Here is a 14,127-nt window from a genome sequence, read left to right on the forward strand (position 1 = left end):
GATACTTAAGCCAAGGTGGCTTTAGCTTTCTCGACAATCGCAGCAAACGCCGCTTTTTCGTTCACTGCCAGATCAGACAGAACCTTACGGTCGATCTCAATGGAAGCTTTTTTCAGGCCGGCGATGAAACGGCTGTAAGACAGACCGTTGATACGTGCACCAGCGTTGATACGAGCGATCCACAGAGCGCGGAACTGACGTTTTTTCTGACGACGGTCACGGTAGGCGTATTGGCCTGCCTTGATTACCGCTTGCTTGGCAACACGGAATACGCGTGAGCGTGCGCCGTAGTAGCCTTTAGCCAGTTTCAGAATTTTTTTGTGACGTTTACGGGCGACAACGCCACGCTTTACACGAGCCATGAGTTACTTCCTCTATTCTTGACCGAAATTAGCAAAGGCGCAGCATGCGCTTCACTTTTGCCACGTCAGACGGATGCAGCAAGCTGCTACCGCGCAATTGACGCTTACGCTTAGTCGACATTTTGGTCAGGATGTGGCTCTTGAAAGCGTGCTTGTGCTTGATGCCGTTAGCAGTTTTCAGAAACCGCTTAGCAGCACCACTCTTAGTTTTCATCTTTGGCATGTTCGGTACTCCGCATTCAGTTGATAAACATAATCAAAAGGCCTGCCGTGCCCTAGTGATTACTTCTTCTTTTTCGGGGCGATGACCATAATCAGTTGGCGTCCTTCCATCTTAGGATGCTGTTCGACGGTCCCGTATTCAAGCAGGTCACCTTCAACCCGCTTCAACAGTTCCATACCCAGCTCCTGGTGGGCCATCTCACGGCCGCGGAATCGTAAAGATACCTTGGCCCTGTCCCCATCACTCAGGAAACGTACCAGGTTGCGCAGTTTTACCTGGTAATCCCCTTCCTCCGTCCCTGGACGAAACTTGATTTCTTTAACCTGGATCTGTTTCTGGTTTTTCTTTGCAGCGGCAACCTGTTTCTTCTTTTCGAAGATAGATTTGCCGTAGTCCATCAGCTTGCAAACTGGGGGTACTGCATCAGCGGAAATTTCCACCAAATCCAGTTTGGCCTCTTCAGCTTTAAGAAGCGCGTCTTCAATTGACACAATCCCAAGCTGCTCGCCTTCAGCCCCAATTAACCGAACCTCGCGTGCCGAGATATTCTCGTTGATCGGGGCTTTCGGTGCAGCTCGTTTATCTTGTCTCATTTCACGCTTAATAATAATTACTCCGAATCATGGCGACCACGCCGGGAAACCGCTTGTGCGAGGAATTCAGCGAATTGCGCGACGGGCATCGAGCCCAGGTCAGCACCTTCACGTGTACGCACAGCGACAGTCTGCATCTCGACTTCCCGATCTCCGATAACCAAGAGATAAGGAACCTTGAGCAAAGTATGCTCGCGGATTTTAAAGCCGATCTTTTCATTTCTCAAGTCAGACTTGGCACGAAATCCGCTCTGATTGAGAGTTTTTTCAACTTCAGCAGCAAAATCTGCCTGTTTATCAGTGATATTCATGATCACTGCCTGAGTCGGCGCTAGCCACGCAGGGAACGCACCTTCGTAATGCTCAATCAGAATTCCGATGAAGCGTTCGAACGATCCGAGGATCGCACGGTGCAGCATAACGGGTTGCTTGCGACTGTTGTCTTCAGACACATATTCTGCGCCAAGACGGATCGGCAGGTTGAAATCGAGCTGCAGGGTACCACATTGCCAGACACGACCCAGACAATCTTTCAGAGAAAATTCAATCTTGGGCCCGTAAAAGGCACCCTCGCCCGGCTGCAAATCATAAGCCAGGCCAGCGCTATCAAGGGCTGAAGCCAATGCGCTTTCAGCGCGATCCCACAGTTCATCAGAACCAACGCGCTTTTCAGGACGCGTCGACAGTTTGAGCTCAATGTCCTTGAACCCGAAGTCTGCGTAGACATCCAGCGTCAGCTTGATAAAGGCAGCAGACTCAGCCTGCATCTGTTCTTCGGTGCAGAAAATATGCGCATCGTCCTGCGTAAAGCCTCGAACACGCATGATGCCGTGCAAGGCACCCGACGGCTCATTACGATGGCAAGCGCCAAATTCCGCCAGACGCAGTGGCAGCTCACGGTAGCTTTTCAGGCCCTGATTGAACACTTGCACGTGGCAAGGGCAGTTCATCGGCTTGATCGCGTAATCGCGGCTTTCCGACTGAGTCGTAAACATGTTGTCGGCGTAGTTGGCCCAGTGCCCGGACTTTTCCCACAAGCTGCGATCTACTACCTGGGGAGTCTTGATCTCCAGATAACCGTTTTCGCGCTGCACTTTGCGCATGTACTGCTCAAGCACCTGATAAAGCGTCCAGCCATTAGGGTGCCAGAACACCATGCCCGGAGCTTCTTCCTGGGTGTGGAACAGACCAAGACGCTTGCCGATTTTACGGTGATCGCGCTTTTCAGCTTCTTCAATGCGCAGGACGTATGCCGCCAGCTGCTTCTTGTCAGCCCAGGCAGTGCCGTAGATACGTTGCAGCTGCTCGTTTTTCGCATCGCCACGCCAGTAGGCGCCCGACAGCTTGGTCAGCTTGAACGACTTCAGGAAGCGAGTGTTCGGGACGTGAGGCCCGCGGCACATGTCGACGTACTCTTCGTGAAAGTACAGACCCATGGCCTGTTCGTTCGGCATGTCTTCGATCAAGCGCAGCTTGTAGTCTTCACCACGAGCGGCAAACATCTCGATCACTTCGGCACGCGGAGTCACTTTCTTGATGACGTCGTAATCTTTTTCGATCAGCAGCTGCATGCGCTTTTCGATTGCAGCCATGTCATCCGGAGTAAACGGACGCTCATAAGCGATATCGTAATAAAAACCTTCGTCGATAACCGGACCGATCACCATTTTGGCCGTCGGAAACAGTTGCTTGACTGCATGGCCAACCAAGTGGGCGCAAGAGTGGCGAATAATCTCCAGCCCCTCTTCATCCTTGGGCGTGATGATTTGCAGGGTGGCGTCGTTTTCAATCAGATCGCAGGCATCCACCAGCTTGCCGTTGACCTTGCCGGCCACGGTAGCTTTAGCCAGGCCAGCGCCAATCGAAGCGGCGACCTCGGCAACTGATACTGGATGATCGAAAGAGCGTTGACTGCCGTCGGGAAGAGTAATAGTTGGCATGGCGCCTCCTCTCCTAGTGGTGACCCCTACCAAAGGTCACGTGGGTTGGGATGAGCCAGTACGCGATTCGGTGGTATGCCTGCCTCACAGTGGCAGGAGCCTTGCGGCCAACCTAAAACCGAACCAGAGTGACTGGAGTTCAAATCAATAAGGTTAATGGCATTGCCCTGCAACTCTGAGAGCATGCAAACACACAAAATAGCCAAGGGCGGCATGCTAGCACAGATGCACGCGCCCTGTTATACGCACTGCCCTGCATCCAAAATAAAGGGAGGTTTTTTACAGATGGGTGAACTTGAGCTGCACTAACCTCTCAGATACTCAGTGATACACACTCGGTTTTAATGCTTACAAGGAGCATCTTATGCGCATGATCCGCTTACTCGCCTTCGCAGCACCTTTGGCAATGCTGTTACCCCTGAGCGCCCAGGCCGACAACTGGCCAGCCGGCGCAAAAAAAGACTACATGAAGGACTGCGTAGCGGCGGCAAGCCAAAGCGTCGACGTAAAGACAGCCCAACAGCATTGCGCATGCGGAGCGGACAAGTTGTCCGAGAAGTTTTCGACTGCCGAAATCCAGCAACTGATGAGCAAGACAACCCAGCCGAGCGCAGAGCTTAGAACCAAAGCTCTGGATGCAATACAGGCCTGTCGAGCCACTAAATAGCCCTCATTCCCATGACGAATCGGGACCTGATTGAGGGCAAAACAGGCCTAAAAACCTGTTTTGCGTAAAAAACATGCATTCGGGCGTGCTTTTTTTTTAAGTGTTTTCAACCCTCAACCCCCCGTAAAACGGGGGTTTCGAGAGTTTTGAACAGTAAAAGAAAACGAACATTGCAGCAATCTTCAGCTCAGGGGGGCTCCCAAAGCGCACATTTCGACTATGATACCTCGGTGTGCCCAGTTGGCCTGAGCAGCACAGTACTACTGAAAATATAAGTTTCTTGGAGATACACCATGTCTAATCGCCAAACCGGCACCGTAAAATGGTTCAACGATGAAAAAGGCTTCGGCTTCATCACTCCTCAAGGTGGCGGTGACGACCTGTTCGTACACTTCAAAGCTATCGAAAGCGACGGTTTCAAAAGCCTGAAAGAAGGCCAAACCGTTTCCTTCGTGGCTGAGAAAGGCCAAAAGGGTATGCAAGCTGCACAGGTTCGTCCGGAGTAAATCTCCCTCGAACAAAAAAACCCCGTCCATGTGACGGGGTTTTTTATGCCTGAAACAAAGCCAGCCGTGCTGCTTAGCCGCAGTTCACGCGGGTAATGACTGCATTGTCGTCAGTATTAAGATTCAAGCGGTCCGAGCGATACTCGAGCGTCATGATGTCGTGCGGTGACAAGAGGCGTGCATTCTGCGCTCCCGCCTTGACACGAGCCTGCTCCAGGAGCTGCGCCGACGCTTTTTGGCCAATCACAAATGCTGCAGCTTTAGCATCGCAACGACTATGCCCTGCCTCAGTGACGGGGTCCTTATCCGAATTCGACGTGCTGCACCCTGACAGCGCTACGACCGCCAACAACGAACCCAATGACACTAGCTTCCAAGACATGAAGCCTCCTTAAAATAAATAGTCCGAACCCTTGCGACAGCTATATCGCAATTAGGTTTCATGGTGCCTGATAGCATCTTCTGATTGCTCAACGCACGAACAAGTGTGCCCGAGCAGGCATTTAACGCGCACACCCAATCATTGCCAAATATGTGGGAATCAGTACACATCAATGTAGTCAAATGGCGGATTAGGCCAATTGTCTTTAAGGGCATTGGAGATCTGCATCACCCAGACCTCATCACTTGCCGCAACTTTCCCGACATAGCCTGAACCTGCCGCCCATGTCTCCAGCCTGAAAAGCAGCCCGTCGATGTCTACACCGCCCACCACACCCGATGAAATGTAGGCAATACCCGCCTTGGTCACGCGCAACTGCGTATGTGCATCGTCACTGGCCGAAGCCAGTAACTGACGTACAGCAGCAAGGGTTAAACCTTCAGGGTCGTTAAGATCAATTTGCATGGCCTGCACCACTCTTGAAAAGTGCAAGTGTGGCATGCAGCATGGATCTCATGGGAAAGTTGAGGCCTCAAAATATCAGTCACACTATTTACGGTGGTCTCGTGATAGCTTCGGGACGACTTTTTGCTAAAATCTCTTTCCCACGCCCCTTATCATGAGCACCCAATGACAACAGTCAGCATCGATGCAGATATCAAGGCCAAATGGCATCAAGGGCAATGTTCCTACAGCCCTGGCAGCCCTGAAGAGCTGGCCATCATCGGCATCGACCTTTTAGTCAAGGAGCTTGGGACAGAGGCTGCCCGAGCTTTTGTCAGCCAGGTTTTCGAAAAGTACAAACCGACTGAACTGTCGAAACTGACCTGACACTGCGCCCCGTCAAATCACTTCAACCGGCCCAGGCGCGTCGTCAGCAAATCGAAAAAACCTTGCGCGTCGCCGTTCTCGACCCAAAAGGCGTTTTTGGGTTGGTTCAAGGTGTTGTACCAGTCAGCAATTGTCTGACCAAAGGTGGGGCCTTCACGGGTATCCACGACCAGATTGACCTCACGCCCGGAAAACAGCCCCGGATTCAGCAGGTAGGCAATAACACTGGCATCGTGGACAGGCCCACCCGGCAATCCGTAGTGCGCCATATCCCCTTTGACATATTCATTCAGAATATCGCCGACCAGTTTTCCAGCCGTATTGCCCAACGCCGCGATCTGCTTGAGACGGGCCTCGCTGGTCAGAATCTTGTGCGTCACATCAAGTGGCACATAGGTCAGTTTCACACCGCTCTTCAACACTACCTCTGCAGCATGGGGATCAGCATAAAGGTTGAACTCGGCGACCGGAGTAATGTTGCCCCCGTTGAAGTGAGCGCCGCCCATGACCACGACTTCCTTGATTCCCCGAGTAATGTCAGGCGCCTGGATCAAGGCCAGCGCCAGGTTTGTCTGTGGGCCGAGCATGGCGATGGTCACACTGCCAGGCTTGGCAGCACGCAGTGTCTCGATCAGGTAGTTAACCGCATTGGCTGGCTCAAGCCCTTTTGCAGGCTCATGGACAGGCACACCTGTCACACCTTCCTGACCATGAATGTTCTCGGCATAAATCGGGGAACGCACCAAAGGCTTGGGCGCCCCGGCATAAACAGGCACGTCTTCACGCCCTGCCCACTCCCGGGCCAGACGGGCATTACGCGAAGTCTTGTCCAGCCGCACATTACCGGCCACGGTTGTGATTGCCCGCACATTCAGTTGCTCGGGCGAAGCCAGGGCCAACAGCAGCGCAACAACATCGTCAGCACCGGGATCGGTATCGATAATCAAATCAATCGTGTCTGCGGCTTGAACACTTGAGATCGTGATGGCGGACAAGAAAAGGACACTCCTTAGCAATGGCTGAACAATCTGTTTAAAGCGCGACACGACCAACTCCCTGTAAAAATCATTCAAAAGGTTACGCCTGAGACCAGGGCAATATTGCTATACGGACGACACTCTCCAGTACGAACGATCACTTTTGCCTGCAAGCACAGCTCCTTGAAAGCGCTGTGAGTAAGCGTAAGCCTCGAACCCAACTCGCCCGCACTGGCAAGCGCCTCGATGCACATGAGAGCCGGACAAGGTGCGAGCAGTAGCTCACTGGCCAACACATGGCTTTGCACCTGCATCTCGCTGAGCAAGGTACGCAAGGTACTGGCGACATCCGGAATGCCCTGGGTCAGAGCCAGATCAATCAGCTCTACCCCCTTGGGCACCGGCAATCCGGCATCTGCAATGACCACGATGTCGCCATGCCCAAGCGAAGCAACAAGCCGCGACAAAGCAATATTAAGCAGGGGTGTTTTTTTCATGGTGTGGCAAAGCCCTGGACATCACGCAATGAGGGAATGGAAGGCTGAGCGCCCGCACGGGTTACCGACAAGGCTGCAGCGACTTGAGCAAAGCGAATGGCGTCGTCTTGATCCATGCCCGCCGCCAACCCGGCAGAAAATGCCCCGACAAATGTATCGCCTGCCGCCGTGGCATCCACCGCTTCAACCTTGGGAGCAGCAAAGTGCGCAACACGCTGCGCACTGACAAACAGGGCGCCCTTGGCCCCCAGGGTCACAATCACCTTGCGCGCCCCAAACTCGACCAACCGGCGAGCAGCCAGTTCCGCCGATTCAAGTGAGTCGACGGTCACGCCACTCAGCGCCCAGGCTTCACTTTCATTGGGAATCAGATAATCGATGGCGCCGTACCAGTGCTTGGGCAACGGACCACTCGCAGGCGCGGGATTAAGAATCACGATTTTATCCAGTTCTCGCCCACGACCAAGGACGCAGCCGACAGTCTCCATCGGCACTTCAAGCTGACAAACAAGTACTTTCGCGCCTTGCAGCACCTGATCACACGCCTTGATATCTTCAGGTTCAAGACAACCATTGGCTCCCGCCACGACCACAATCGTGTTCTGGCTGCCGGCATCGACCGTTATCAGCGCCACACCGCTTGCAGTACCGGGCACGGTGCGTACGGCCAGGCAATCAATCCGGTCAGCCAGCAGCCCTTCACGCAACTGCACGCCATAGGCGTCACCACCGAGACACCCGACCATGGCCACGCGGGCCCCCAGGCGCGAAGCGGCCACCGCCTGGTTCGCGCCCTTGCCTCCGTGCACGGTGCCAAAAGACTGCCCGAAAACCGTTTCTCCCGGGCGAGGCAGTCTCTCGGTACGCGTGACCAGATCCATGTTCAGACTGCCAACCACCACTACATTTGCTTGCATGTATCGGCACTCATCCATTGATATTTTGGGGATACTTAAAAGGTGCCTCGACATAGGCTCTGGTGGACTCTCGCAACACGATGTCAGGCTTCACGATCCGCTGCTCTACCGCTCGCTCGGGCGATGCAATGCGGCGCAGCAAGAGTTGTGCTGCCATTTCGCCCAATTGCAGAATCGACTGCCCGACCGTCGTCAACGACGGATAGACATAACGACTCATCTGCACATCATCAAAGCCAATGACCGACAACTGTTCCGGCACCCGGATGTTGCGCTCCGCTGCGGCCCGCAATACACCAATCCCCATCATGTCGTTGCAGGCAAAGATAGCCGTGGGCCGATTGTGCTCCAACAGGCCGACAGCGGCCTGATAGCCACCCACACTGCTGAAGTCGCTCTCGACCATCCAGCGCTCATCCGCGATCACACCCGCCTCTGCCAAGGCCCGCAGATACCCGGCCGTGCGCAGCTGCGCTACACGGGTGATTGCCGGCCCACCAATACAGGCAATGGCACGGTGCCCCAGGTCGAGCAGGTGACGTGTAGCCAGATACGCCCCAAGCTCGTGATCGATTCGCACCAGATCAGCCTCGACACCCTCAAGGCTGCGGTCGACGATGACCATCGGCGTTCGAACCCCGACCAGCCCGCTTGCCATGCCCAAGTCGCCACCGGCAGAAGCGACCACCAGGCCGTCCACCCGTTTTTCAAGCAGTACCCGCAGGTAATTGCGCTGCTTCTCAGGATCGTCGTCGCAGTTGCACAAAATCACGCAGTAATTGTTGCGCTCGCAGTAGTCCTCAATCCCACGCGCCAACTCGGCAAAGTACGGATTCAGGCTATTGGCAACCAACAGACCGATAGTCGCCGTGGTTTTAGCTTTCAACGAGCGCGCTACAGCGCTGGGGACATAGTCGAGGCGCGCGATGGCCTCCTCGACCTTCAAGCGAACCGGCTCGCTCACTGGGCGCGTTTTATTCAGAACATGGGAAACCGTCGTGTACGAAATGCCCGCCATTGCCGCGACATCTTTAATAGTTGCCATCGCTTAGTTCCGTCGCTGTGCACGTTGACTGCGGTAGGTGTCCAATACCACTGCTATCACTATGACAGCACCGGTAATGATACGCTTCGTAGGCTCAGTCGCGCCGATTTGAGCGAGTCCTGCGGCCAATACCGAAATAATCAGCACACCGAAAAAAGTACTGATGACCGAGCCACGCCCGCCCATCAGACTCGTACCACCGATCACCACCGCCGCAATAACCTGCAACTCAAGACCCGAGCCGGCATTGGGATCCGCAGCCTCCAGCCGGGAGATCTGGAACAGCGCCGCAACCCCTGCCAGTAATCCCATCACGCTGAAGACCAGGATCTTGTAGGGCTTGGGATTGATACCGGCCAGACGCACTGCTTCTTCGTTGGTCCCGATGCCTATCAGGTAGCGACCAAACACCGTGCGTGTCAGTACCGCTTGAGCAATCACGATAATCAGCAATGCAATGATGAACGAGGGCGAAATCCCGAAGGCAACCGGGTTCGAAAGCCAGGCGAAAGCATCACCTATATAGGCTGTGCGCGAACCTGTCATTTGATAGGCCGCACCCCGGGCCATCTCCAGCACCCCCAGCGACACAATAAAAGAGGGGATTTTCCAGGCCACCGTAATTGAGCCCGTAATCGTACCCGCAAGGGCTGCACACCCCATGCCCAGCAACGCGGCAGGCATCACGCCCCAGCCCCAGCCCAGAATCGCGACACTGACCGCTGACGCGGCCAGGGCCAATACCGACCCAACCGACAAATCGATGCCGCCGATAATCAATACAAGCGTCATGCCCACAGACAGCACCATCAAATCCGGGATCTGATTGGCCAGGGTGCTCAACGTGTCATAGGAGAAAAAGTGATCACTGAGGCTGGAGAACAGAATAATCATGGCCAGCAAGGCGCCCGCCAATCCCAGATATGTGCCCGTTCCGTAATAGTTGTGTGCATTTTTTTGCGGCACGAGGGTGGCTTTCATGAGGCTTCCTTTGGCGCGGCTTCTGCGAGCAACGCATCTCGTTTTTGATAACCGGCAAAGGCTGCTGCCAGTAACTGTTCCTGGCTCCAGCTGTCACGCTCGAAGGTATCTATCAGACGCCCCGCAGACAGCACGCCGATGCGATCACAGATCAACATCAATTCTCGAAGGTCGCTCGACACCACGACCAGCGCCTTGCCTTTGCGCGTCAACTCGCCCAACAGTCGGTAAATATCGAACTTGGCACCGATGTCGATACCGCGAGTGGGTTCATCAAACAGCAGGACCGTACAATCGCGCTCCAGCCAGCGGCCAATAACCACTTTCTGCTGGTTGCCGCCGGACAATTGCGACACCACTTGTTCCGGGCCGCTGCTGCGGATCCTCATTGCGTCGATCTGGCGCCGGGCCAGCGCGGCTTCCTGCTGACCATTCACCACCCCCGTGCTGGAGATACTGTGCATGTTGCCCAGGCTGATGTTGGCACTGATCGACTGGGCCAATAGCAAGCCCTCGCCCTTGCGGTCCTCCGTAATCAGGGCGATACCCTGCTTCACGGCATCAGCCGGCGAGCGGATACTGACCACCCGCGTCGGCGAGCCCACCGCCACGGTACCGCTATCGGGCAGGTCAGCACCGTAGATCAATCGCAAAAGCTCGGTGCGCCCTGCCCCGATCAGTCCCGAAATACCAAATATTTCACCCTGTCTTACTTCAAACGAGACATCTTGAACCTTGTTCGAGCGGCCGATCCCACTCACTTTGAGGGCCGTTTCACCCAATGTGCGCGGCCCCAAATCCAGTTGGTCTCCCAACTCACGGCCCACCATCAGATTGACCAGTTGCTCGCTGCTGTAATCGGCAATGGGTTCGACACAGACCAGACAACCGTCGCGCAGTACGGCAATCCGCTGCGCTACACGCGCCAGCTCTTCAAGTCGATGGGAGATGTACACAATCGCCACGCCGCGGGCCTGAAGCCGTTCGATTTGCACAAACAGCATTTCAACTTCACGGGCCGTGAGCATCGCGGTGGGCTCATCCAGGATCAGGACATGACAGTCCCCAATCAGGTTGCGGGCGATTTCGACCATTTGCTGGTGGCCAATCCCCAGCTCCCCGACCAGGGTGTCGGGATCTATCGCCTCCAGCCCCACCTGGGCCATGGCCTCAATGGCCGACGTGCGTAATTGCTTGCGGCTGATCCACCCCATGCGGCTGGGCAGGTTATCCAGAAACAGATTTTCCGCCACTGTCAGTGTGGGCAGCAGGTTCAGCTCCTGCATGACCATGCGCACGCCCTGCTTCTCGGCGTGGGAGCGACTGCCAGGGGCATAGGCCTGGCCATTGAATTGCATCTGACCGAGAGTCGGAACTTCCAGGCCACCGATAATTTTCGACAGGGTGCTTTTTCCGGCGCCATTTTCACCCGTCAAGGCCAGCACTTCGCCGCGATACAGCGACAGATCGATATCGGCCAGCACCGCCTGCTGTGTGTACGTTTTACCAATCCCGCTGACCGTGAGGACCACGCCGGCATCAGGAGCAGACATATCATTTCTCCCGGCACCCGCCCTATCGGACGGGTGCCTGCGACACCGAGTGGAATTACTTGTTGATGACCAGTTCGACAGGGGTATCGATGACACCGTCCTTCAGGTTTTCAACCGGCTCTTTCTTGACCAGCTTGAGCGCGGTTTCAATGCCAAAAACCGCCTGCTTGGCTGCAGCCTGGTCGGCCGTGGCTAGCACCCGGCCATCTTTGAGCATCGGTTTTATCGCATCGATATTGTCATAGCCGACCACTTGAACCTTGCCGACCTTGCCTGCTGCACGGATGGCCGACACCGCGCCCAGTGCCATGCTGTCATTACCCGCGAGGATGGCCTTGAGGTTGGGGTACTCGCTGAGCATGCCTGCCGCGACCTTGTTGCCACCGTCGATTTCCCAGTTACCCGACTGCACCGGCACAATTTTCATACCGGCGGCGGTCATGGCGTCCTTGAAACCTGCCGTGCGCATTTGTGCATTGGTGGTGGTCGATACACCCTCAATGATCCCTACTTCATCGCCCGCCTGGAGTTTTGTCGCCAGGTACTCACCCACTTCACGGGCGCCCTGGCGGTTGTTTGGCCCCACAAACGGCACGTCGATGCCTTTGCTTTTCAACACGTCGGGGTCCAGCTGGTTGTCAATGTTGACCACCACGATCCCGCGGTCCTTGGCTTTCTTGATGGCCGATACCAAAGCCTTGGAGTCCGCCGGTGCAATCACCAGCGCATCGACCTTGGCGATGATCATCTGATTGATGATGTCGATCTGGCCTGCTGTGTCGGTTTCGTTCTTGATCCCGTTGGAGACCAGGTCGAAACTGGCCGCATGGGCTTTTTGATAGTCCTCACCACCCTTTTGCATCGTGACAAAGAACTCGTTTGCCAACGACTTCATCACCAGCCCGACTTTGGGTTTTTCAGGCGTATCCGCATAAGCGACAGGGAGGGTAAGGGATGCCGCAGCCAGCATGGCGACAGCGAGGAGGCGTCCAGCAAATGGCAGCTTCATGGAAGTAACTCCGATCTTATGATTATTGTGAGCAACGTCCTGCTCGCGCTACGCCTGACTGCCAAAAGCCGTGTGACTGGCAATAGGTCATGATTCATGAACCTGCCAGGGCTGGTTCAAAAAACGCCGCGCAAACGTTTGCTTGAACCTCACTATGGAAAGCCGGCTGTTATTTGTCAATGTGAAAAAAGGACGATGCCAGACCGGCGGTCATTCGAATCTCCGAACGCAAAAACCTTTTTTGTTCGGGAAACCGTACCAATTCAATACAAAAAATTTCATGCGTTTATTTTTACCTTATAAATCAACGGCTTATCATAGATGCCGAGCGAGCGTGTACTGGCATAAATAATGCTCCCCTACACCGCTCACGGCCAATGGATCACTTGTGCCGTGTTTAGTGTGCGAACACCGGCACACTCACTAATAAGAGAAAAAACAATGAAAAATGCTGTGTTGAAAACCATCGTTCCGGGCGCACTGGCCCTTCTGCTTGCACTGCCAACGATTGCTCAGGCGCAAGAAACCGCCACCAAGCCCAATGTCGTCATTCTTGCTACAGGCGGCACCATTGCCGGTGCAGGCGCAAGCGCTGCAAACAGCGCAACGTACACCGCTGCCAAAGTGGGTATCGACAAACTGATTGCCGGTGTTCCCGAGCTGAGCCAACTGGCAAACGTTCGTGGCGAGCAGGTGATGCAAATTGCATCCGAGAGCATCACCAACGAAAACCTGCTGCAATTGGGCCGCCGTGTAGCCGAGCTGGCTGACAGCGATGATGTCGACGGCATCGTTATCACCCACGGCACCGACACCCTGGAAGAAACCGCTTACTTCCTGAACCTGGTCGAAAAAACCGACAAGCCAATCGTCGTGGTCGGCTCCATGCGTCCGGGCACCGCCATGTCGGCTGACGGCATGCTGAACCTGTACAACGCCGTTGCCGTTGCCGGCAGTAAAGACGCCCGTGGCAAAGGCGTACTGGTCACCATGAACGACGAAATCCAGTCCGGCCGTGATGTCAGCAAATCCATCAACATCAAGACCGAAGCATTCAAGAGCCCTTGGGGCCCACTGGGCATGGTCGTTGAAGGCAAATCCTACTGGTTCCGCTTGCCAGCCAAGCGTCACACCATGGATTCGGAATTCGACATTAAAGACATCAAGAGCCTGCCAAACGTAGGCATCGCCTACTCCTATGGCAACGTCGATGACACCGCCTACAAGGCATTGGCACAATCCGGCGCCAAAGCCATCATCCACGCGGGCACCGGCAACGGTTCGGTATCTTCCCGCGTTGTTCCGGCCTTGCAAGCACTGCGCAAGGATGGCGTACAGATCATTCGCTCTTCCCACGTAAACAACGGCGGGTTCGTACTGCGTAACGCAGAACAGCCTGACGACAAAAACGATTGGGTTGTAGCCCACGACCTGAACCCACAGAAAGCCCGCATCCTGGCGATGGTCGCACTGACCAAGACCCAGGACAGCAAAGAGCTGCAGCGGATGTTCTGGGAGTACTGAGTCGCACGCGTCAGCGCTCGCGGTTTGAACTCGAAAAGGCCGTCTCCCCCCGGGAGGCGGCCTTTTTATTTGGCGCTGAATAACCACCGGATGTACCCGCCCGCGCACCAAACAGTTGCC

17 protein-coding genes are annotated in these 14,127 nt (G+C 55.1%); 4 read left to right on the top strand and 13 right to left on the bottom strand.

Annotated features, from left to right (window positions below; genetic code table 11):
* Positions 1-5: 5 nt before the first annotated feature.
* Genes rplT through thrS form a run of 4 tightly spaced genes read right to left on the bottom strand, consistent with a single transcriptional unit; the run spans position 6 to position 3,118 of the window.
* A complete protein-coding gene (gene rplT / locus VSQ83_RS14965) occupies positions 6-362 on the bottom strand; it encodes a 50S ribosomal protein L20 (protein ID WP_003442184.1) in 357 nt (118 codons plus the stop codon).
* 28 nt (positions 363-390) lie between these two features.
* Complete coding sequence (gene rpmI / locus VSQ83_RS14970; RefSeq protein ID WP_003442181.1) at positions 391-585, bottom strand: 50S ribosomal protein L35; 195 nt, start codon at positions 583-585, stop codon at positions 391-393.
* Positions 586-644: 59 nt separating this feature from the next.
* Positions 645-1,196: a translation initiation factor IF-3 gene (infC, locus tag VSQ83_RS14975; RefSeq protein WP_171970586.1), complete on the bottom strand. Its 552-nt coding sequence runs from the start codon at positions 1,194-1,196 to the stop codon at positions 645-647.
* Positions 1,196-3,118 (bottom strand): threonine--tRNA ligase, encoded by a 1,923-nt coding sequence (thrS, locus tag VSQ83_RS14980; protein WP_326397700.1) that lies wholly within the window; start codon positions 3,116-3,118, stop codon positions 1,196-1,198. The genes infC and thrS overlap by 1 nt, the downstream gene beginning before the upstream one ends.
* A 364-nt stretch (positions 3,119-3,482) precedes the next feature.
* Between thrS and VSQ83_RS14985 the strand changes: the two genes are divergently transcribed.
* Together VSQ83_RS14985 and VSQ83_RS14990 are read left to right on the top strand one after the other, a co-directional pair.
* The gene (locus VSQ83_RS14985) at positions 3,483-3,785 is read left to right on the top strand and encodes a hypothetical protein (protein WP_133076153.1); all 303 of its coding nucleotides are present in this window, start codon (positions 3,483-3,485) and stop codon (positions 3,783-3,785) included.
* A gap of 293 nt (positions 3,786-4,078) precedes the next feature.
* Positions 4,079-4,291, top strand: coding sequence for a cold-shock protein (locus tag VSQ83_RS14990; RefSeq protein ID WP_003179963.1), 213 nt, complete (start codon positions 4,079-4,081; stop codon positions 4,289-4,291).
* A gap of 73 nt (positions 4,292-4,364) precedes the next feature.
* Here VSQ83_RS14990 and VSQ83_RS14995 read toward each other — a convergent pair whose 3' ends face one another.
* Positions 4,365-4,673 (bottom strand): I78 family peptidase inhibitor, encoded by a 309-nt coding sequence (locus VSQ83_RS14995; protein ID WP_133076152.1) that lies wholly within the window; start codon positions 4,671-4,673, stop codon positions 4,365-4,367.
* 159 nt (positions 4,674-4,832) lie between these two features.
* The gene (locus VSQ83_RS15000; RefSeq protein ID WP_133076151.1) at positions 4,833-5,138 is read right to left on the bottom strand and encodes a hypothetical protein; all 306 of its coding nucleotides are present in this window, start codon (positions 5,136-5,138) and stop codon (positions 4,833-4,835) included.
* Between the two features lie 165 nt (positions 5,139-5,303).
* Here VSQ83_RS15000 and VSQ83_RS15005 point away from each other — a divergent pair, with 165 nt between their 5' ends.
* Positions 5,304-5,504 carry a hypothetical protein gene (locus tag VSQ83_RS15005; protein WP_019829192.1) on the top strand — a complete coding sequence of 67 codons (201 nt, stop codon included), beginning with the start codon at positions 5,304-5,306 and terminating at the stop codon, positions 5,502-5,504.
* A 17-nt stretch (positions 5,505-5,521) separates the two neighbouring features.
* Here VSQ83_RS15005 and VSQ83_RS15010 read toward each other — a convergent pair whose 3' ends face one another.
* From VSQ83_RS15010 to VSQ83_RS15040, 7 genes are read right to left on the bottom strand one after another with little or no spacing between them, the layout of a single operon-like run.
* Complete coding sequence (locus VSQ83_RS15010) at positions 5,522-6,550, bottom strand: nucleoside hydrolase (RefSeq protein ID WP_219261075.1); 1,029 nt, start codon at positions 6,548-6,550, stop codon at positions 5,522-5,524.
* Between the two features lie 23 nt (positions 6,551-6,573).
* Positions 6,574-6,978, bottom strand: coding sequence for a D-ribose pyranase (gene rbsD, locus VSQ83_RS15015; RefSeq protein ID WP_133076149.1), 405 nt, complete (start codon positions 6,976-6,978; stop codon positions 6,574-6,576).
* The gene (gene rbsK, locus VSQ83_RS15020; RefSeq protein ID WP_326427128.1) at positions 6,975-7,895 is read right to left on the bottom strand and encodes a ribokinase; all 921 of its coding nucleotides are present in this window, start codon (positions 7,893-7,895) and stop codon (positions 6,975-6,977) included. Before rbsK ends, rbsD begins: the two co-directional genes overlap by 4 nt.
* A 10-nt stretch (positions 7,896-7,905) precedes the next feature.
* Positions 7,906-8,940: a LacI family DNA-binding transcriptional regulator gene (locus tag VSQ83_RS15025; protein WP_326397696.1), complete on the bottom strand. Its 1,035-nt coding sequence runs from the start codon at positions 8,938-8,940 to the stop codon at positions 7,906-7,908.
* Between the two features lie 3 nt (positions 8,941-8,943).
* On the bottom strand, positions 8,944-9,921 hold the full coding sequence (locus VSQ83_RS15030) for an ABC transporter permease (RefSeq protein WP_326427129.1): 978 nt from the start codon (positions 9,919-9,921) through the stop codon (positions 8,944-8,946).
* Positions 9,918-11,474, bottom strand: coding sequence for a sugar ABC transporter ATP-binding protein (locus VSQ83_RS15035; RefSeq protein WP_326427130.1), 1,557 nt, complete (start codon positions 11,472-11,474; stop codon positions 9,918-9,920). Before VSQ83_RS15035 ends, VSQ83_RS15030 begins: the two co-directional genes overlap by 4 nt.
* 55 nt (positions 11,475-11,529) lie before the next feature.
* On the bottom strand, positions 11,530-12,483 hold the full coding sequence (locus VSQ83_RS15040; RefSeq protein WP_133076144.1) for a sugar ABC transporter substrate-binding protein: 954 nt from the start codon (positions 12,481-12,483) through the stop codon (positions 11,530-11,532).
* Positions 12,484-12,924: 441 nt separating this feature from the next.
* Here VSQ83_RS15040 and VSQ83_RS15045 point away from each other — a divergent pair, with 441 nt between their 5' ends.
* Positions 12,925-14,007 (top strand): asparaginase, encoded by a 1,083-nt coding sequence (locus VSQ83_RS15045; RefSeq protein WP_133076143.1) that lies wholly within the window; start codon positions 12,925-12,927, stop codon positions 14,005-14,007.
* The last annotated feature ends 120 nt before the right edge of the window (positions 14,008-14,127 follow it).

Origin of the sequence: Pseudomonas sp. DSV-1, assembly GCF_035830915.1 — a bacterium.
Taxonomy (GTDB): domain Bacteria; phylum Pseudomonadota; class Gammaproteobacteria; order Pseudomonadales; family Pseudomonadaceae; genus Aquipseudomonas.

Excerpts from the sequence above, each read along its gene's own strand:
- VSQ83_RS15030 (WP_326427129.1), bottom strand. The coding sequence starts at position 9,921 with ATGAAAGCCACCCTCGTGCCGCAAAAAAATGCACACAACTATTACGGA.
- rbsK (WP_326427128.1), bottom strand. The coding sequence starts at position 7,895 with ATGCAAGCAAATGTAGTGGTGGTTGGCAGTCTGAACATGGATCTGGTC.
- VSQ83_RS15005 (WP_019829192.1), top strand. The coding sequence starts at position 5,304 with ATGACAACAGTCAGCATCGATGCAGATATCAAGGCCAAATGGCATCAA.
- VSQ83_RS15040 (WP_133076144.1), bottom strand. The coding sequence starts at position 12,483 with ATGAAGCTGCCATTTGCTGGACGCCTCCTCGCTGTCGCCATGCTGGCT.
- rplT (WP_003442184.1), bottom strand. The coding sequence starts at position 362 with ATGGCTCGTGTAAAGCGTGGCGTTGTCGCCCGTAAACGTCACAAAAAA.
- VSQ83_RS15035 (WP_326427130.1), bottom strand. The coding sequence starts at position 11,474 with ATGTCTGCTCCTGATGCCGGCGTGGTCCTCACGGTCAGCGGGATTGGT.
- VSQ83_RS15000 (WP_133076151.1), bottom strand. The coding sequence starts at position 5,138 with ATGCAAATTGATCTTAACGACCCTGAAGGTTTAACCCTTGCTGCTGTA.
- VSQ83_RS15025 (WP_326397696.1), bottom strand. The coding sequence starts at position 8,940 with ATGGCAACTATTAAAGATGTCGCGGCAATGGCGGGCATTTCGTACACG.
- rbsD (WP_133076149.1), bottom strand. The coding sequence starts at position 6,978 with ATGAAAAAAACACCCCTGCTTAATATTGCTTTGTCGCGGCTTGTTGCT.
- rpmI (WP_003442181.1), bottom strand. The coding sequence starts at position 585 with ATGCCAAAGATGAAAACTAAGAGTGGTGCTGCTAAGCGGTTTCTGAAA.
- VSQ83_RS14985 (WP_133076153.1), top strand. The coding sequence starts at position 3,483 with ATGCGCATGATCCGCTTACTCGCCTTCGCAGCACCTTTGGCAATGCTG.
- VSQ83_RS14995 (WP_133076152.1), bottom strand. The coding sequence starts at position 4,673 with ATGTCTTGGAAGCTAGTGTCATTGGGTTCGTTGTTGGCGGTCGTAGCG.
- VSQ83_RS15045 (WP_133076143.1), top strand. The coding sequence starts at position 12,925 with ATGAAAAATGCTGTGTTGAAAACCATCGTTCCGGGCGCACTGGCCCTT.
- thrS (WP_326397700.1), bottom strand. The coding sequence starts at position 3,118 with ATGCCAACTATTACTCTTCCCGACGGCAGTCAACGCTCTTTCGATCAT.
- VSQ83_RS14990 (WP_003179963.1), top strand. The coding sequence starts at position 4,079 with ATGTCTAATCGCCAAACCGGCACCGTAAAATGGTTCAACGATGAAAAA.